Raw genomic sequence first — 18,794 nt, 5'->3', positions numbered from 1 at the left:
GCGTAGACCACCCTGTCGTCAGGTCTGGTCGGGAACCCGTTAGAGTAGCCCACCGCGCCAGTCCTTTGGCGTTGTGTCGTATTCCCCAACCCTTCGGTTGCGGCAGACGGGGGCCGTCAAGCCTGGATGGGTTGCCTACAAGGAGGACGGATGTCCGCACGGCTTGTGCCACAAGCGGTGGATCTTTCGTCGAGCAACACCACACTGGTGATCGTCGTCGGGGTGATCGCGATCCTCGCGGTCGTCATCGCGATGGTCTTCCGGGGCCAGGTGCTTGCCGCGAACGATGGCACCGAGAACATGAAAACGATCGCCGCGGCGGTTCAGGAAGGTGCGTCCGCGTACCTGAACCGGCAGTTCCGGACATTGTCGATCTTCGCCGTTGTCGCGTTCCTGCTGCTGTTCCTGCTGCCGGCTCACACCGACGGCGGCAACGAGACCACGCTGAAGATCTTCCGCTCCGTGTTCTTCCTGGTCGGTGCGGGCTTCTCCGCCGCGATCGGATACCTGGGCATGTGGCTCGCGACGCGCGCCAACGTCCGGGTCGCCGCGGCTGCCCGCGACGAGGGCCGGAACCCGGCGATGCGGGTCGCGTTCCGCACCGGTGGAACCGTCGGCATGGCGACCGTGGGCCTCGGCCTGTTCGGCGCCGCGCTGGTCGTGCTGCTCTTCAAGGGTGACGCCCCGACCGTGCTCGAGGGCTTCGGCTTCGGCGCCGCGATGCTCGCCATGTTCATGCGTGTCGGCGGCGGTATCTTCACCAAGGCCGCTGACGTCGGCGCCGACCTGGTCGGCAAGGTCGAGCAGAACATCCCCGAGGACGACCCCCGCAACGCGGCGACCATCGCCGACAACGTGGGCGACAACGTCGGTGACTGCGCCGGTATGGCGGCCGACCTGTTCGAGTCGTACGCCGTGATGCTGGTGGCCTCGCTGATCCTGGGCAAGGCCGCGTTCGGCGAGCAGGGCCTGATCTTCCCGCTGATCGTTCCGACGATCGGCGCCATCACCGCGATCATCGGCGTCTTCCTGACCCGTCCGCGGACCGGCGAGAACGGCCTGCGCACGATCAACCGGGCCTTCTACATCTCCGCGATCATCTCCGCCGTGCTCTGCGCGGTGGCGGCGTTCGTCTACCTGCCGGGCAGCTTCAAGGACCTGACCGGCGCCACCGCGACGATCGCGGCGTACGACGGCGACCCGCGGCTGATCGCGACCGTGTCGGTGATCATCGGCATCGTGCTGGCGGCCGTCATCCTGGCGCTCACCGGCTACTACACCGGCACCGAGGACAAGCCCGTCCGGGATGTCGGCAAGACCTCGCTGACCGGCGCCGCGACCGTGATCCTGTCCGGTATCTCGGTCGGCTTCGAGTCCGCCGTCTACACCGCCGTGGTGATCGCGGCGGCCGTGTACGGCGCCTTCCTGGTCGGCGGCTCCGGTGTGGTCGCGCTGTTCGCGATCGCGCTGGCCGGTTGCGGTCTGCTCACCACCGTCGGCGTCATCGTCGCGATGGACACCTTCGGTCCGGTCTCCGACAACGCGCAGGGCATCGCCGAGATGTCCGGTGACGTCGACGGCGAGGCGGCCCAGATCCTGACCGAGCTGGACGCGGTCGGCAACACCACCAAGGCCATCACCAAGGGCATCGCGATCGCGACCGCCGTGCTGGCCGCGACGGCGCTGTTCGGTTCGTTCACCGACTCGATCCGGACCTCGCTGGTCGACAACTACCCGAAGTTCGAGGCCGAAGCACTGGTCTTCAACCCGGGCACGCTGGTCGGCATCATCCTCGGTGCGGCCGTGGTGTTCATGTTCTCCGGTCTGGCCATCAACGCCGTCGGCCGCGCCGCCGGTGCGGTCGTCTACGAGGTCCGTCGCCAGTTCCGCGACATCCCCGGGATCATGGAGGGGACGGGCAAGCCGGAGTACGGCAAGGTCGTCGACATCTGCACCCGGGACTCGCTGCGGGAGCTGGCCACGCCCGGTCTGCTCGCGCTGACCGCCCCGATCGCCGTCGGCTTCGGCCTCGGCGCCGCGGCGCTGGCCGGCTACCTGGCCGGTGCGATCGGCGCCGGCACGCTGATGGCGGTCTTCCTGGCCAACTCCGGTGGTGCCTGGGACAACGCCAAGAAGCTGGTCGAGGACGGCAACTGGGGCGGCAAGGGTTCGCCGGCTCACGAGGCCACCGTCATCGGTGACACCGTCGGCGACCCGTTCAAGGACACCGCCGGCCCGGCCATCAACCCGCTGATCAAGGTGATGAACCTGGTCTCGGTGCTGATCGCTCCGGCCGTCGTCGGGATGTCCGCGATCGGCGACAACCCGAACAAGGCGCTCCGGATCATCATCGCGGTCGTCGCGGTGGTCATCCTGGCCGCCGCGGTCTACGTCTCCAAGCGCCGGGAGTCGGTCATCTCCGACACCCCGGCCGAGGTGAACGCGGCCGCGTAGTCCGTAGTAGCTGTTGAAACGGCCCGTCGATTCGGCGGGCCGTTTCACATGTCTGGACCCAGAGCGGTCGCCGTTTTACTGTCAGTACGACGAAACGTCCGTTGCGCGGGAGGTGGCACCACGTATGTCTCCCCGTCGCTCGGCGATCGCCTTCCTGCTTCTTGTCGTGGCGTGCCTGGTGGGTACGGCGCAGTCCGCGAACGCTGCGACGCCCGATGTCACATATCTCAACACCGCCCACAAACTGAACCTGACGATCATCCAGGCGGCCCACGCGGCGAATGCCGACGGCCAGAGCTCGTGCGTGCGAGGCGTCGGCACGTTGATGGAACGCGATCACCTCAGGCTCGCTGCGCAGGAGTCCGAGCTCGCCGGCCGGTTCGGCATCAAGCTCGCGACCCTGCCTTCACCGGCACAGCGTGAGGAACTCGACGCGCTCGGAGCCAAGGCCAACAGCCCGGCGTACGACGCGTCCTGGCTCGCGTTGCAGCGGAAGCTGCACCAGGAGTACCTGGCGTTGATCGACGGCGACGTGCCGAAGAGCGCGTCGCCCGCCGTCGAGTCACTGGCCGACGGCGCCAAGCCGGTGGTGCAGATGCACCTGGACATGGTGACGCCGTCCTGCCACCTGGTGACGAGCAAGCCAGTAGTGCCGACCGGAGACGGCGGCCAGGTGGCCGACGCCCAGAAGGCCCGCTCGCGTGCGGCCTTGATCCTGCTCGGCATCGGAGTACTGCTGCTGCTCGGCAAGGCGATCTCGATGAAGCGGCGGCTCCTTGGTTTTGCATTGATCGGCGCGGGGCTCCTGATGGTGTTCGGAGGTCAGCCCGGTAATGCCGGGCAGGTCCCGAAGGCCGGAAATTCCGCGGAAGAACGGGAAGCTGCGATCCCACCGGTCCGGCTGAAGCTGCAGGGTGTTGAGAACGCACCGGTGCAAGCGGTCGCGACCGGCACCGACGGCCAGCTGCAGATGCCCACATCGCCCAATGCTGTCGGCTGGTGGGCGGCCGGTGCTGCGCCTGGCTCGGACGGTGGCACTGTGCTGCTCGCCGGCCATGTAGACACGGCCCGGTCCGGGCGCGCGGTGTTCGCGGGGCTGTCCGAAGTACCGGTCGGTGCCAAGGTCTCGGTGACCGGCGGGGATGGGCACGTGCACCGGTACAAGATCGTGGCCCGGCGCACCTACCTGCAGACTGCGTTGCCGCGCGACCTCTTCCAGGGCGCCGGAAAGCCGCGACTGGTGCTGGTCACCTGCACCGGTTCGTACGACCACAAAGCACATCGCTATTCGCACAACCTCGTGCTGTACGGCGTGCCGGTGGTCTGAGCCGTTTGGTAGTCACTCCCACCTGCGACCGACCGAAGTACGGCCGCCCGTCGACTTTCGGCTGATGTGGGAAGACCCGTGGATAGGGGATCGTCGGGGTCGTGGTCAGGGCTTTAACCGATAGCAGGCGGAGTCCGGCGGACGGCAGAATCAACCCACGGGTGGACACACCGGATCCGCCCGGGGTCCGATGATCCCGACCCCGGAGACCTCGATACTGAGTGCTACACAGTCCACTACCAGGTGCGCCACCGAAAGAGGAGTACGGCGATGATCGAGGCAAAGGGCCTCACCAAGCGATACGGCGCAACAGTTGCCGTTGACAACCTGTCTTTCGAGGTGAAACCCGGGAGGGTGACCGGCTTCCTCGGCCCGAACGGGGCCGGCAAGTCGACCACCATGCGGATGATCCTCGGACTCGACACCCCGACGTCCGGCGAGGTCACGATCGACGGGCAGCGCTACCGGGATCTGCACAGGCCGCTGACCAAGGTCGGCGCGCTGCTGGACGCCAAGTGGGTGCACCCGAACCGCTCGGCGCGTGCGCACCTGACCTGGATGGCAGCGTCCAACAAGCTGCCGAAGGACTCCGTCGACAAGGCGCTGGAGATGGTCGGCCTGTCCGCCGTCGCGAACAAGCGGGCCGGTGCCTTCTCGCTGGGTATGTCGCAGCGGCTCGGTATCGCGGGCGCGCTGCTCGGCGACCCGGAGGTGCTGCTCTTCGACGAGCCGGTCAACGGCCTCGACCCCGAGGGCATCGTCTGGATCCGTACGTTCATGCACCGGCTGGCCGACGAGGGCCGGACCGTGCTGGTCTCCAGCCACCTGCTGTCCGAGATGGCGCTGACCGCCGAGGACCTGGTCGTCATCGGCCGCGGCAAGCTGATCGCGCAGAGCACGACGCAGGAGTTCGTCGACCGCGCCAGCGGAACGACGGTGAAGGTCCGTACGCCGCAGCTCGACCAGCTGGCCGGCGTACTGCAGGAGCAGCAGATGGTCACCCGGATCGAGGACGTCGAGAACGAGGGCAAGGTCCTGTTCGTCGAGGGCGATCTGACCACCGACCAGGTCGGCGAGGCCGCCGCCGCGCACGGCATCGTGCTGCACGAGCTGACGCTGCAGCGCGGTTCGCTGGAGCAGGCGTTCATGCAGATGACCGGTGACTCGGTCGAGTACCACGCGCACGACGAGATCGCTGCTGTGACCCAGCTCGACGCGCCGTCGGGCGCCGAGGTGGCTGCGGGTCCGAAGGAGGACAACTGACATGTCGGTGATCACTGTCGAGCGGATCAAGCTCTTCTCCACCCGCTCGCCGTGGTGGTGCATGATCGTCGCCGCCGTGCTGACCGTCGGGTTCGCGGCGCTGACGACCGGCTTCCTCAAGGGCGCCGACGAGCAGCACGCGACGATCTTCATCACCCAGCCGGGCGCGCAGCTCAGCCAGATGGTGATGATGGTGATGGCCGCGCTGGCCGTCACGACGGAGTACCGGTTCGGCACCATCCGGACCAGCTTCCAGGCCGTTCCGCAGCGTGCCGCGCTGCTGCTCGGCAAGACCGCGGTGGTCGCGTTCCTGTCCGGTGTCATCGGCCTGATCGCGTCCTTCGGCGCGTGGGGCGTCGGCAGCCTGTTCGCGAGCAACGCCGACCTGTCGATCAACACCGGGGCGGAGTGGCGGCTGCTGGCCGGTCAGGGCCTGGTCTTCGCGATCTCCGCGGTGATCGCGGTGGCGGTCGGCATCCTGATCCGGCAGAGCGCCGGCGCGATCGCGATCCTGATCCTCTGGCCGCTGCTGGTCGAGAACCTGGTCAACCTGATCCCCAAGGTCGGCGACGACCTGGCCAAGTGGGCGCCGTTCGCGAACGGCAGCTCATTCCTGAACCAGGGCCAGGACTTCGGTCTGGCCGGCGCGGGCGCCGGGGGCAGCGACTTCGCTCTCAGCCCCTGGTGGGCACTGCTGTACTTCGCCGGCTGGGCGGCCGCGCTGATGGCGATCGCCCTCTTCTCGGCGAGCAAGCGCGACGCGTAGAAGCCACCCCGGTCGAGGTTGAGGGGCCCTGGCCGGGGCAGGGAGCCCGGTCGGGCTGAGGGGTCCTGGCCGCGACGGCCCGTGGTACATCCGGGAGACCGGATGGACCGCGGGCCGTTTCTCCTGTTGATCAACGGTTGGCGGCTGGCCCGGCGAGCGTCTACGGTGCCGCGCATGACCGATTGGGCGCAGGTGCGCGAGGCGGGCTACGCGGTCCCTGAGGGCCGCTCCACGGGTGAGCTGGTGGCCGAGCTGGTGGACATGCTGCGATCACCGGATCCCGTCGTACGGGACCGGTACGGGTACTCCGTCCTCGCGACCTGGATCGGCCGCGGCGTGCTGACGGCCGAGCGGTTGCGGGCGCTCGGCGACGAGCTGGTTCCGCGGCTCGGCGACCCGGAGATCCAGGTGCGGACGTTCGTGCCGTTGATCCTCGACTCGATCGTGACCGCGGGGGTCTTCGAGCCGCACTGGGTCCCGCCGTTCGAGCGTTGGTACGTCGCCGAGGAGGACCTGCGCGGGTACGACGAGAAGCTCGGCTGGCTGCACGCGGTGGCGCACGGTGCCGACCTGCTCGGGACGCTCGGGCTGCACGCGGCGGTCGAGCCGATGCAGATGCTCCGGCTCGGGATCGGGCGGTTGCTGACGCCCACGTCGTACGTGCTGCGGGACATGGAGGACGATCGGCTCGGGTACGCCCTGGCCGCGACGCTCACGCGCGAGGACCTGACCGAGTCCGACGCCGTCGACTGGCTCGACCCGGCGATCCGCGCGCTCTCGAACCCGCCGGCCGAAGGGATCACTCCCGAGGTGACGAACACCGTCCGGACTTTGCGGGTTGTATACGTGCTCGCCGATCACGGTGTGCGGGTCGGTGATGAGAAAAAGCTCACGCCGGTCCCGCACCGCGAAGAGGTCAAGACGAAGCTGGCGGACGTGTTCCGGATCATCACGCCGTACTATCTCTGAGCGCTCTCAGGTAATGCAGGGCTCGGGGCAACTACCTTGTGGGGTAGGACGCATCCGACTTTCGTCTCGTTTTTCCCTGAATCCTCCCCGAGCAACGGCATGTCGAGATCCAGGGCGGAGTACAGGTGAAGTCAGGTGGCAGTAGAGGGCTCGTCCGTGACAAGGTCTCTGCTGGCAGGCCATGGCCCCCTCCCATGGTGGTGCCAACGCCACTACCCGAGTAGTGCCAACACCATCAGATCTGGTCCCCGGCGAGGTTAGCTTTGAGGTACAAAGCCGTCGGGGGCAGCGGGTTCTAGAGAGGGCGCGTGGAAGTCATGGTTGCGACATACCTGAAGAGATGGGTCGGCAACCGCATTCTCAGTAGGACCACCCGAAAGGGTGGTCTCGACCTGTCGAAGATGCGGATGTTTCCCAGCTCGGTCTCGATGCCGCTGCGCCGGCAGGGTCTCGACCCGGTGCCGGAGCTCGCGGAGGTGCGGGAGACCGAGCCGGTGCACAAGCTGGCCCACCTGTTCGGGCTGAATGTCTGGGTGGTCAGCGGGCATGCCGAGGCGAAGGCCGTGCTCGCCGATACGACGAACTTCAGCAACGACATCCGGCCGCTGGTCGGCTCGGACCCGAACAAGCCCTCGGAGGGTATCGGCGGGCTGGGTTTCACCGATCCGCCGGACCACACGCGGCTGCGCAAGCTGCTCACCCCCGAGTTCACCAAGCGCAAGCTGGCCCGGCTCGAGCCGGCGATCGAGAAGATCGTCAACGACCAGCTGGACCAGATGGAGGCGAAGGGTCCGGTCGTCGACATCGTGTCGGACTTCGCCTTCAATGTGCCGTTCCTGCTGATCGCCGACCTGCTCGGCGTCGAGGAGCAGGACCGCGATCGCTTCCGCGCGCTTGGGCCGGCGCGCTTCGACCTGTCCGGTGGCGGGATCGGGGTGTTCGGGTCGGCGTCGGAGTCGAGGGACTTCCTGTTCGAGATCGTCCGGAAGCAGCGGACGAACCCGGGCGACGGGCTGATCGGGTCGATCATCCGCGAGCAGGGTGACGACCTGGACGACATCGAGCTGGGCGGGCTTGCTGACGGGGTGTTCCTGGGTGGGTACGAGACGTCGGCGAGCATGCTCGCGCTCGGCACCTTGGTGCTGCTGCGCGACCCGGCGAACTTCGAGATGATCCGGAACGAGCCGGGCGCGGTCGACGTGATCGTCGAGGAGCTGCTGCGTTACTTGACGGTTGTTCAGGTCGCCTTCCCGCGGTTCGCGCGGCACGACCAGGAGCTGTTCGGCCAGCAGGTGAAGAAGGGCGACCTGGTCGCGGTGTCGCTGTCCGGTGCGGACCGCGACAAGCAGATCTTCGGCGCGGACGCCGAGGACTTCTACCCCCGCCGTACGGTGTCCGCAGCTCACCTCGCCTTCGGCCACGGGATGCATCGTTGCGTCGGCGCGGAGCTCGCGCGGATGGAGCTACGCGCGGCGTTCAGCGCGCTGGCGCACCGCTTCCCGGACCTGTCCCTCGCCGTACCCGAGGAACAACTCCGCTTCCGCGACTTCTCCATCGTCTACGGCGTCGAATCCCTCCCCGTCCATCTCCACGCAGCGTCCACGAACCAGGCCGCCGTCTGACGCCACCGCAACTGTGATCGCACTCTGCCTCGCCCCACCCGGGCGAGGCAGAGTTGTTTGTGGGGTATCCGCCGGCGGGCCTCAGCGCAGGTCACTTCGGCGTGACTTCGGACAGGCGATGGGGGCCTAGGACACGTCATGCCCTGTTCACAGGCCCCGACAAGGTGTCCAGACCCACGCCGAACCCCGATGAGGGGCGGAGCGTCTATTTCGGATGTGACGGATGCGGAGTATGTGGCTGGGTTGGCGCGGAAGCGGGTTGTGGCAGGGGCGGTGTTTCGGGCGGCTGACGGGCGGGTGCTTCTGGTTGAGCCGTCGTACAAGGTGAACTGGGAGATCCCGGGAGGGTCCGTCGAAGCGGACGAGTCGCCCTGGGACGGGGCAGCCCGCGAGTTGCAGGAGGAGTTGGGCTGGGAGCAGCCCGTGGGGCGGTTGCTGGTCGTGGATCATGTGCGCACGCAGCAGCATCGGCCGGAGGGGATTGTGTTCCTCTTCGACGGCGGCGTACTGAGCGACGCCGAGGTCGACGCGTTGAGGTTCCCCGACGGCGAGATCGTGTCGGCCGGGTTCTATGACCCGACGGAGACTCGGCGGTTGGTGAAGCCCCTGCTGGCTGATCGCATCGAGGTGGCGCTGACCGCCGCGAGCGACGGCTCGACCTGGTTCTGCGTGAACGGGAAGCCGGTCAGGGCAGGTTGAGGTGGTGGGCGAAGTGGGTGAGGTCGTCGAGGGATTGGGGGTTGATGACCAGGCGGGTGACGCCTTGGCGTTCGTACGACGTGAGTGCTTCGGGGGTCAGGTCAGTTGAAGCCCAGCGGGTGTACTCGAAGTTGTCGCGGCCGGAGCGGGCCAGTTCCCATTGGGCTGCGCGTTCCGTGGGTGGGAGTGCTCCTCCTGGGAAGTAGCCGTCGCCGCGAAGGGCGGCTCGGCGGGCGGCGGCGCGGGACGAGCCGCCGATGTGGATGGGGAGGGGAGCGATCGGGTGTGGGTAGCTGGTCACGTTCTCGAACGTGAAGAACTCGCCTGAGTAGCTGACACCCTCGGGTCCGCCGGACCACAGCAAGCGCAGTACGTCGATCGCCTCGTCAGTACGCCGTCCACGTGTCGCGAAGTCGACCCCGACAGCGCGGGCCTCACCGGGCAGGCTGCCGAGGCCGACGGTCAGCAGGCGCATCCGGCCTTTGGACAGTACGTCGATCGTGGCGAGGCGCTTCGCGAGGGTGACGGGGTGGTGGTACGGCAGCAGCAGTACCGCGGTGCCTAGAAGGAGCCGCTCGGTCGACGCGGCGACGTACATGAGCAGGTCGAGCGGATCGGCGTACTCGAGCGTCGTCGGCAGCTCGAAACCGCCCAAGGACGCGCCGCGGTAGAGCGCGACGTGCTCAGGCACGTACAACCCCTCGAACCCGCAGGCCTCAGCGTGCTGCGCGAACTCGACCAGCCGCTCCGGATCCATCCCCTGCCCCGGCGTGCTGTAAGTGACGGCGAATTTCACCCGCCGACCCTAGAACCCTGCCCCTGGGGGCAACGCAAATTGCTGCACTGACGGTTCTCGTGAGTAGTGTCTTTGTGGCACTAGGTGGCCGTTGGCCGGATCGGGTCGTGACAGGATGCGGGGTGGGTGGTCACAATGGGCGGTCCGGCCCGAAGTGCGGGTGACGGAACATGGGGAAGGGCCGTCGGCGGTATGGGCATTGGCGAGATGGCGACGGGCGATGAGTTGACCGCCCGGATCGCCGCCGCGATGACCGCCGCCCAGTCGGGTGGCCATGTGATCGCGGCCGCCGAGCTCGAGGCGATCCGGGCCGAGCTGGGTGACGAGCCGAGCTACCGGCTGGCCGCCGTCGAGTACGTGCGCGGCGTGTCAGCTCACTATGCGAGCGACGCCGACGAGGCGCTGCGGGCCGTCGACGCCTGTATCGAGGTCGCCCGGGCGATCGACGAACCCGGCTGGGAAGCCAACGCCCTGCCGATCCGCATCATCAACCTCGCCCGCAGCGGCCGCGGCGGCGATACCGTGAACGACCTGGTCGCAGCCGAAGCCGCCTTGAGCCGGACCAAGGACCTCGGACTGACCGCCTGGGCCCACACCGGACTCGGCTACGCGTACGACGTCCTCCGGCTGTTCGAGCTCTGCATCCCGCATTACGAGCTCGCGACCGGGCTCGACGCGGACGTGTTCGAGTTGGCCGAGTCCGAGGCCATCGATCGTTTGAACCTCGCCGAGACGTACCTGCGCTGGGCGCATGAGCTCGAGCGGCTCGGCGATCCTTTGTATACAAGGGAGATCGAGGAGCGCCTGGCCTCAGCGGCGTACTGGGCGCGCGAGGCCGAGCGGGTGATAGTGGACGACCAGAGCCAGGAGTTCTGGCGTCTGAGTGCCCGTCTGTGGCTTGCTGCGGCCACAACTGCCGAGGATTCGGACCACGCGGTCGCCGAGCTGACCGAGATCCGCGACGAGATGAGCAAGGTCGGCGAGACCGAGCGGCTCGCGATCGCCGGCGCGTACCTGGCCAGGGCCCTGAAGGCGCAGGAAAAGCTCGACCAGGCCAAAGCCGCGGCGGACCGGGCGGCCGCCGATCTGATTCCGTTGGCCGACCCATCGACACATGTGCTGGTCCTGCAGATCCGTTCGGAGATCGATGCGCTCGACGGGACTCCGGGAGCCCTTGCGGGCTTGGAGTACGCGCGTTCGGTGGCGCGCGGGTGGTGGAAAGAGCGGCAGCGGGCGCTGAACGCCGTACGGCATGCGCTTGCCGTGCACGATCTCCCGGCCCGGCACGACGCCGAGTGGCATGCGGCGCGGCAGGATCCGCTGACCGGCGTAGGAAATCGCCGCGCGCTGGACGAGCGGCTCACCGCGGCCCGTGACTCCGGGCGTGCGGTCACCTTGCTGGCCATCGATGTGGACAACCTGAAGATCGTCAACGACACCTTCGGGCACGCCTGCGGGGACGAATTGCTGCAGGTTGTGGCAAATCTCCTGGTAGAACAGGCGCGAGCGACCGATGCCGTGGTTCGATCGGGAGGCGACGAGTTCTTCGTGGTCCTCGACCAGCCCGACGCCAAGGGCGGCGCCCAGCTGGCCGAGCGGATCCGGACCGCCGTCGAGGCGATCGCGGCGTCGACGGACAAGCCGTGGTTGCGCCGGCTCGGGCTGAGCCTCGGGTACGCCGCGACCGCCGAAGGGCTCGGTGTCGACCAACTGATCGCGCGGGCGGATGTGCGCCTGTACGAGGACAAGCGCCGCAATAGGTGATGGGCACTGCAAGAGGGTGAGTCAGGGTAGGGGAGGTGTGGTGCGCGAGACGTCGGGGGTGACGGCACGGATCGCGGCGGCGATGACGCGGGCGCAGTCAGGCAGTCCGGCCGAGGCTGCGCTCGAGCTGAACGAGTTGCTGGCCGAGCTGGATCCGGAGCCGAGTCACGAGCGGGCGGCGGCCGAGTACGTGCGGGCCGTCGCGGCGCATCACGCCACCGATTCGGTCGAGGCCCTGGACGCCGTCGATAGCTGTATCCGGGTCGCCCGCGCGATCGACGAGCCGGGTTGGGAGGCGAACGCGATCGCACTGCGGATCGTGACGCTGATCCGCACCGGCGAGGGCGGTGACTCGGTCGCGGATCTGGTCGCCGCGGAGAACGCCCTCTCGCGGACCCGCGATCTCGGTCTGGCCGGCTGGGCGCACACGGGCCTCGGCTACGCCTATGACCTGCTCCGGCTGTACGAGTTGTGCATCCCGCACTTCGAGCTCGCCGCGGAGGGTGATCACGATCCGCTCGGCCTGCCCGAGGCCCCGGCGATCAACCGGCTGAACCTGGCCGAGTCGAACCTGCGCTGGGCCCACGAGCTCGAGCGGCTCGGCGACCCGTCGTACGACGAGGAGATCAAGGAGCGGCGGCGGGCAGCTCATCGGTGGGCGGGCGAGGCGGTCGACGCGATCCTCGCGGCCGACCTGCTCGGGTACTGGCCGATGGTCGGGCGGATGTGGCTCGCCGCGAGCAACGACGCAGGGGACGCGGGCGAGGCGGCGGTGATCCTGAAGGACTGCCGCGACCAGCTGGCGAAGCTCGGCGATCTCGAGCTGGCCGCGATCGCGGGCGCCTACCTGGCCAGGGCGTACCTGCGGCTCGGCCGGGTCGACGACGCGATGGAGGCTGCGGGACGGTCCGCGAGTGAGCTGCCGCCGACGTCGGATCCGCCGGTCGAGGCGCTGATCCGGCACACCGCCGTACAGATCGTGGCCGAGTCAGGCGACGTGGGTGCGTCTACCGGGTTGCAGTACGCGCGGGCGATCAGCCGCGGGTGGTGGGCAGAGCGGTTGCGCGGGCTGTACGCCGTACGGACTGCCCTGGCGAACCATGAGCTGTCGATCCGGCACGACGCGGAGTGGCGGGCCGCTCGGGAGGACCCGCTGACCGGTGTCGGCAATCGGCGCGCTCTGGACGAGCGGATGTCGGTGGCACGGGACTCCGGTCGATCGGTCGCGGTGATCGCGATCGACGTGGACAACCTCAAGGTGATCAACGACAGCTACGGACATGCGTGCGGTGACGAGGTACTGCGGCGCGTCGGGCAGCTGCTGACGGAGCAGTGCCGCGCGGAGGATGTGGTGGCGCGGGCGGGCGGGGATGAGTTCGTCGTCGTACTCGACAACCCGGACGAGCGCGGCGCGCCCGAGCTCGTCGAGCGGATCAAGGCCGCGGCGGATCGGGAGGCGGCGCACGCGCTGGCGCCATGGTTCGCCATGCTGCGGCTGAGCGTGGGGCAGGCGAGCAGCACGGACGGTACGTCGGTCAGCGACCTGCTGACCGAGGCGGACCGCCGCATGTACGCCGAGAAGCGCCGACGTCGCCGGGCCGCTCAGTAGTCCAGGAAGCCTTCTATGACGAGGTTTCTGATCTGCGGAAGGTAGTCGGAGAGTACGTCGACCACTGGCCGGTCCATCAGGTCCGCCAGGGCAGCGAGGATCTGGCCCACGCTCAGGTCACCGTCACACGCACCGACGAAGCCGGCCAGGACGGTGTCGACCTGCTCTGCGCGGCGCATGCCACGCTGGCGCCGTAGGACGATCGTGGCCGGGTCCTCAGCGCCTGGCTGACCAGTGGTCTCCTGGATGACGTCGTCCGCGACACGGAGGTGCAGAGCGGTCAGGTCGGCGGGAAGGCCTTCCAGACGTTCGAAGCGATGCAGGACGTGCGGACCGATCGGGCGCTCGATCTCGTACGGCCAAGACTCGGCATCGAGCGTGCCTTCGACGTTGTGCAGGGTGATCCAGCCCATGCCGATCGCTTCGACGCTGTGTTCGTCCAGGTAGCGCATCCACTCGTCGTACCGGGTGGTGTACTGCGGTGAGTCGTGCAGGCCGGCGTCGCGTAGCCAGAGTTCGACGTACTCGGACGGGTCGAGCTGCTCGCGCTGGACGGCCCAGGCAGAGCGGTCTGCGGTCCAGCCGGCGATGCGGTCCTGCCAGTCCTCGCCGCGGACGCAGGTCCAGTTGGCGAGCAGTTGGCACCAGCCGCCGTCGGTGAGGTGGCCCGGCGCCTGCCTGATGAGTTGCTCGACGACGGCGTCACCGGCGTACCCGGTCTCGCGGTAGGTCAGGTCGCCGCCGGGTGGGGAGATGACGTACGGCGGATTGCTGACGATCAGGTCGAACCGCTCACCGCGGACCGGCTCGTACAGGCTGCCATCACGTACGTCGAGGTCGATGTGGTTGAGCGCCGCCGTCCAACGGGCCAGCTGCAACGCTCGCGGGTTGACGTCGGTGGCGACGAGCTGGTTGACACGGTCGGCGAGGTGGAGCGACTGAATGCCACAGCCCGTGCCGATGTCGAGCGCACGATCTGCCTTGATCTGGACGGTGAGGTGGATCAGGCTCAGGCTGGCCGGGGCGATCCCGAGCACATAGTCGGAGCGCATCGCCTCCCGGCGCCCGTCGAGCCCCGGGGTGGGGTCGGCAACCACCCACCACTCCCGCTCGTCCTCCGCGAACGGGCGGATGTCGAGCACGGCCCTTGCCTCGCCACCCGATATCGCAATGATGCCCAGAGCAACTAGATCGATGCCCGGGAACGCCTTGTTCACAAGCGCTTCCGGCACGGGCCGCTGCAAGAGGAACAGCCGGATCATCGTGTCAAGTGCGTCCCCCGAGTCCGTACGCCGAGCCGCCGGCGCCGTCTCGTTGCGCCCCAGGGCCCCGTTGGCCTGCTCCCCGAGCCGCTCGGCAACCCCGTCCACGGTGTACCTCGCGGCCGTGAACGCCGCCCGCAGCCCGCCCACGTCGTACCCCGTCAACTCCCGCATGCGCACATCCTCCCACCACCTCCGACCCCTCCTGCCGTTCCCGCTCCCGTCCCCCCGCCCCGACGCGACACATTAGATAGGTCCACCCATCCTGTTGGGGGTTCCACACCCTGGATACGGGTGAGGAACCCCCAACCAGGTGGGTTAACCCATCAAATGCGAGCGGGGCAGGGCGGGGCGGGGCGGGGCGGGGTAGGTGGGATGGGCGGGGGCGGGCGGGGTAGGTGGGATGGGCGGGGGCGGGCGGGGTAGGTGGGATGGGCGGGGTGGGCGGGGGCGCTGTGGGTGTTATGGGTTGCAGGTGAGTTTGGCGTCGGCCCAGTCGGCGTGGTCGCTGGTGTTGCCATCGCCTCCGTCGGTGACCTGGAGGGTGAGGGTCTGGGCGCCGGTGACGTCGACCGTCGTACTGGCGGTGGGAGACGTGCCGGTCAGTTGGTCCGACGTGTACTTCGCGGTGCCGTCGGTGAGCACCTTGAAGGTGACCTTGCCGCGGTCCTCCATCTCGTCGTCGATGCCCAGCTTGCTGGTGAACGTCGTGCAGTTGCCGCCGAGCCGGACGCTCACCGACGAAGGAGCGTGCGCGCCGAGGCCCTTCGCATACGTGACGCCGTCCAGCGTGATCGGGCCGCCGTCGCCGGTGCCGTCCTCGCCGTTGCTGTGGTCGCGTTCGACCGGACCCCAGCCGTTGGTGGAGTCGAGGAACTCCAGGTCGCTGACCCAGTTCTCCCCGGTGGGTGCCGGTGGCAACGGTTTGTCGGCGATCGTGGCGGCGAAGAACCCGAGCCCGCCGCCGGGTAGCTTGATCGCTTTCACGGTCTTGCCGGGATCGAGCGGTACGGCGGTGTAGAAGACGCGATAGTCCGTCGTCGTATTGCCCAGACCGGCCGGCGTGTAGCGCCCCTTGACCGAGACGGCGAGCTTGGCGCCGCCGGTGGTCGGGTCCTGGCAACACCAGTTCGGCAACTGGAAGGTGCCTTCGGACGTGGTGCCGTCGGTGTAGATGATCGTGACGGCTCCACGAGCGTTGAGACTGGCGCCGGCGCCGAGGAGTGCGAGGTGGGATCCGGTGCCGGAGACGAGGATCGGCGCGGACTGATTCTTCACCACATTCGGCGTGCCCGGCGCTCCGGTCGGCCAGGTGAACTCGGCGTCCTGGACCGTGACCTTTGCGCCCGGCGAGTAGCCGGCGGCCGCGAGCGCTTCGCCGTTGAAGCTGTCACCCGATCCGTCGAAGTTGCCTTGTTTATAGGTGTTTGCGTCGGTGATGCCGACCAGGTTGGCTGCCTGGGACAACGATGCGTACGGCAGTTCGGCTGTTGCCGAGGCGGAGTTGGAGTAACTCTTGCCTTGGGCAACATAGCTCGCCTTCAGCTGCAGGGTGAACCTCGCCGGCTTGACGTCCGCGCCGGGTGTCACCTGCAGCTTGGTGGCGACGGTCTGGCCGGAGCGGACCGACGCGAACTGGCCGGCACCGGTGACAGTCCAGCCGGCCGGAACCTGCATGGCCAGGTCGACGTTGCGCAGGGTGCCGGGGGTGTCGTTGCGGAACGTCGCAGTCACCTCGGTTGCCTGGCCAGGGGCGTTCCAGAGCGACGGTGTGGTGAGCTCCGGAGTGCCGAAGGTGTTGGCGACGTCCGCGCCGCCCACCGAAGAGGTGCCGGAGAGAAGGACCACGGCGGACCGCGAGGTGGCGATCGACGCGGTCTGCACGGTGACGACGCCGTTGGCGAAGCTCCACTTGGCTGGGCGTCCGTCGATGGTGACGTTGTGTGGCGCGGTGCCGGTGTGGACGGTGAGTTCGTACGGGCGCGCCGCGGGCTTGCCGTCGTACGAACCGTTGCTGCGGCCGATGTTCACGGTGATGTCGCCGCGGCCGTCGGTCGGTGCGTCGACGGCGAACGTCTGCGTGGCGGACTTCGTCGATCGAGTCACGCGGTCGTCCTCGTAGAGGTTGAACGACGACTTGCCCGATGGATAGATGTCGACGGTGACTGGGTCGCTCGGCTTCTGCTCGGCGGCGTTGTTGATGCCGGACTTCCACATCGGTACGACGGCGCCCGCCTTCACGAACAGCGGCAGCGTGTCGAGCGCGGCGTGGTAGCCGTTGACCGTCGTCGGACCTTGGTACACCCGACCGGTCCAGTAGTCGACCCAGCGTCCGGCCGGCAGGTAGATCCCGTTCTTCACCTCGTCCGCGCCGTACATCGGCGCGACCAGGAACTCCTTGCCGGCCAGGAACTCGTACTTGGTCGTGTCGTCCCACGTGCGAGGGTCGTTCGGGTACTCCAGCACCAGCGACCGGTTCAGCGGAGCGCCGGTCCGGTGCGCCTCAGCGGCGTACGTGTAGAAGTACGGAAGCAGGCGCTCGCGCAGCTTCAGGTACTTGCGGTTGATCGAGGTGTACGGGTCGCCGTACGCCCAGGGCTGCTTGTACGCCGGGGTCGACCAGCCGGACATGCTCATGAACGCCGGGTTGAACACCTTCCACTGCAGATCACGCACGTACGACGTGGCGCTGCCGCCGAAGATGCCGTCGACGTCACCCGCGCTGTAGGCGATGCCCGAATTGCCGGAGCCGGTGATCGCCGGGATCTGCCACTTGATCGCGTCCAGCGAGCCACTGTGGTCGCCGGTCCACTGCACCGCGCACCGCTGCGCGCCGGCCCAGCCCTCGACCATCCAGGCGAACCCGCGGGCGTTGCTGTACTGCTCGATGCCGTCATGCGCGGTGTCGCAGGCACTCAGCGCGTAGCGGTAGCCCGGACCGACCCACGCCACGTCCAGCTTCCGGACGCGCACACCGGCGTCACCGACCTCGGCCGACTGACGGTCCAGGTTGGACTGTGTCCACAGGCCCATCTGGATGTTCCGTGCCCGCAGTTCGTCGCCGGTCTGCTTCAGCGCGGGGATGTCGCGCTTGCCCCACCACGTGCCGTCGACCTGCTCGGAGTCGGTGTTGGCGGAGTACCCGCAGCCGTAGTCGTCGTTGACGAGCATCCAGCCACCCGGCATGTCCTCGTCCTTGAAGCGCTGTGCGACCTTCACTGCGTCCAGCGTGGTGACCTTGTCGGGGTTGACCTTCCAGTCGTTGCTGGGGTCCGGGTCCGTCGCATAGTGACCGCGGTTGTAGCAGTCGGAGTCGCCGTACTCGAGCCCGTAGATCGGCGGCATGAACGGCCGGCCGGTGAGCTCGGTGTAGCGGTCCAGCGAGGTCTTCAGATCGCCGATGAAGTAGTACGCGTCGAAGCGCTTCTCGTCGTGCGTAGTTACAACCGGACTGGTAAAGCTGTAACTACCCGGGTCGAACGTGTTCCGGAGTACGCCGTACCCCGCGGTGCTCATGTAGTACGGCGACGCGTTCGGGTTGCCGCCGTCCTCCCAGTTGAAGTCCTTGGAGATCTTGATCGTCTGGTCCCGGTGCGAGAAGCGGCCGTTCTGCATGCCGCCGCCGAAGAACTGCTCGTTCGCACCACGCGCCAGCGTCTGGGTGGTCGACGTGTCCGTCCAGGACAGCGGCGCCGCCTCGGACCAGACCAGTTGTCCGTTCGACCGGTACACGGAGAACTTCAGCGGGCTCTTCTGCGCACGGACCTCGATCTTGCCGGTCGTGAGCGAGTAGTAGGTGCCACAGTCGCGCCAGGAGGTCGGCGGCGTGCCGTAGTTCGTCTTGGTGACGATGGTGGACGCCGGGGCGCCCGGATCGGTGGGCGGGGTGTTCGCGGGGTCGGTGAAGTTCCCGTCCGGCGCCATCCACAGCCGGAAGACGTCGTCCTTCAGGAACACCACTCGCACCTTCGCCGCGCCGGCGCTGAGGGTGTACGTCGCTTTGCCGGCCGCGAACCCGGTGATGTCACCGAGCGTGGTGGCGGCGGCCTGCGCGGGAGCCGCGGTGTACACAAGTGCGCCTGCTAACAGAGCTAGGGCGATTACTGAACGTTTCATGCGGACAAAGATGCTCACGAGTGCCTCACTTCACGCATCAATGAACAAGATGTGCACAGTGAAGCGCACCGGCGACCCGTTGTCATCAGGTCACCCGTGACGAAGTTGAAACCATGTCGCCATCACGGGGTGAAACAAGGCGATGAC

12 protein-coding genes are annotated in these 18,794 nt (G+C 68.0%); 9 read left to right on the top strand and 3 right to left on the bottom strand.

Annotated features, from left to right (window positions below; genetic code table 11):
* Positions 1-150: 150 nt before the first annotated feature.
* The 7 genes from EV653_RS23980 to EV653_RS23950 all read left to right on the top strand — a co-directional run bounded on the left by EV653_RS23980 (position 151) and on the right by EV653_RS23950 (position 9,100).
* Positions 151-2,454: a sodium-translocating pyrophosphatase gene (locus tag EV653_RS23980; protein WP_134105934.1), complete on the top strand. Its 2,304-nt coding sequence runs from the start codon at positions 151-153 to the stop codon at positions 2,452-2,454.
* 124 nt (positions 2,455-2,578) lie between these two features.
* A complete protein-coding gene (locus EV653_RS23975) occupies positions 2,579-3,781 on the top strand; it encodes a DUF4142 domain-containing protein (RefSeq protein ID WP_134105933.1) in 1,203 nt (400 codons plus the stop codon).
* Between the two features lie 270 nt (positions 3,782-4,051).
* On the top strand, positions 4,052-5,044 hold the full coding sequence (locus EV653_RS23970; protein ID WP_134105932.1) for an ABC transporter ATP-binding protein: 993 nt from the start codon (positions 4,052-4,054) through the stop codon (positions 5,042-5,044).
* A 1-nt stretch (position 5,045) separates the two neighbouring features.
* Positions 5,046-5,810, top strand: coding sequence for a hypothetical protein (locus EV653_RS23965; protein ID WP_134105931.1), 765 nt, complete (start codon positions 5,046-5,048; stop codon positions 5,808-5,810).
* A 174-nt stretch (positions 5,811-5,984) separates the two neighbouring features.
* Complete coding sequence (locus EV653_RS23960) at positions 5,985-6,779, top strand: DUF2785 domain-containing protein (RefSeq protein ID WP_134105930.1); 795 nt, start codon at positions 5,985-5,987, stop codon at positions 6,777-6,779.
* A gap of 317 nt (positions 6,780-7,096) precedes the next feature.
* A complete protein-coding gene (locus tag EV653_RS23955) occupies positions 7,097-8,401 on the top strand; it encodes a cytochrome P450 (protein ID WP_134106734.1) in 1,305 nt (434 codons plus the stop codon).
* A gap of 216 nt (positions 8,402-8,617) precedes the next feature.
* Entirely contained in the window at positions 8,618-9,100 is a 483-nt protein-coding gene (locus EV653_RS23950) for an NUDIX domain-containing protein (RefSeq protein ID WP_202871803.1), read from the top strand.
* On the opposite strand, the gene EV653_RS23945 is transcribed toward EV653_RS23950, so the two are convergent.
* Complete coding sequence (locus tag EV653_RS23945; RefSeq protein WP_134105928.1) at positions 9,087-9,896, bottom strand: TIGR03619 family F420-dependent LLM class oxidoreductase; 810 nt, start codon at positions 9,894-9,896, stop codon at positions 9,087-9,089. The two genes, EV653_RS23950 and EV653_RS23945, sit on opposite strands and share 14 nt — an antisense overlap.
* A 207-nt stretch (positions 9,897-10,103) precedes the next feature.
* On the opposite strand from EV653_RS23945, the gene EV653_RS23940 reads away from it, so the two are divergent.
* A complete protein-coding gene (locus EV653_RS23940) occupies positions 10,104-11,660 on the top strand; it encodes a GGDEF domain-containing protein (RefSeq protein ID WP_134105927.1) in 1,557 nt (518 codons plus the stop codon).
* A gap of 40 nt (positions 11,661-11,700) precedes the next feature.
* Positions 11,701-13,269: a GGDEF domain-containing protein gene (locus EV653_RS23935; protein WP_238160011.1), complete on the top strand. Its 1,569-nt coding sequence runs from the start codon at positions 11,701-11,703 to the stop codon at positions 13,267-13,269.
* Here EV653_RS23935 and EV653_RS23930 read toward each other — a convergent pair.
* Together EV653_RS23930 and EV653_RS23925 are read right to left on the bottom strand one after the other, a co-directional pair.
* Positions 13,263-14,705, bottom strand: coding sequence for a DUF7059 domain-containing protein (locus EV653_RS23930; protein ID WP_134105926.1), 1,443 nt, complete (start codon positions 14,703-14,705; stop codon positions 13,263-13,265). The genes EV653_RS23935 and EV653_RS23930 overlap by 7 nt on opposite strands.
* A gap of 288 nt (positions 14,706-14,993) precedes the next feature.
* Positions 14,994-18,647: an NPCBM/NEW2 domain-containing protein gene (locus EV653_RS23925; protein ID WP_166679533.1), complete on the bottom strand. Its 3,654-nt coding sequence runs from the start codon at positions 18,645-18,647 to the stop codon at positions 14,994-14,996.
* Positions 18,648-18,794: the final 147 nt, after the last annotated feature.

The organism is Kribbella pratensis (assembly GCF_004365355.1).
Taxonomy (GTDB): Bacteria; Actinomycetota; Actinomycetes; order Propionibacteriales; family Kribbellaceae; genus Kribbella.
This window is presented reverse-complemented; position numbering and strand designations above follow the sequence as displayed.